Annotated in this window: 1 protein-coding gene; it reads right to left on the bottom strand. The window is 27.2% G+C overall.

The window, feature by feature from the left end:
- Positions 1–95: 95 nt before the first annotated feature.
- A partial coding sequence (locus AZI32_RS17620) for a molybdopterin dinucleotide binding domain-containing protein (protein WP_206406659.1) occupies positions 96–537 on the bottom strand: 442 nt, incomplete at its 5' end.

The following is a 537-nucleotide window of genomic DNA, read 5'->3' as shown; positions in this document are numbered from 1 at the left end:
CAACATACTGAAAATGCAATATTTCGTAGAACTATAATTTGTTCAAAATTTTTCAATTTAATTTTTAGCTTTAGTTTTATTGGTTATTATGGTTCTTATTTAACCCTGTTAACCCATTTATCTATTTCCACAAATGTTTCATTATAGGTTACTTGCCCTCCCATATCTGAAATTCCACTATATGTTAAAACATTTGGATTACCATGTTTTTTCCACCATCCAACATAAATTAAAATTGTATTATCTCCTACACTGTCAGTTATTTTAATTTGAACTTTTATACTTCTATTTTTACTAACTAGTTTTACAATATCATTTTCTTTAATATCTTCTCTATCTGCCATTTCTTCATTTATATACGCTTTTGCTATTTCCTCTTTATCCATCATATGCTGACTAGAAATACTATCTCTGCAGTGATTAGTTAGTAATCTATACTTATTTCTTTTCTCAGATTTTATATATCTAGGAATTGGATTTGCACCATCTAGGATAGCATCGTTTGAATATAGTTCAATTTTTTTTGATGGAGTTTCA

The sequence above is a fragment of the Clostridium sp. ATCC 25772 genome (genome assembly GCF_001573875.1).
Lineage (GTDB): Bacteria > Bacillota > Clostridia > Clostridiales > Clostridiaceae > Clostridium_J > Clostridium_J senegalense.
The sequence above is the reverse complement of the archived record's forward strand: the minus strand, read 5'-3'. Positions and strand labels throughout refer to the sequence as shown.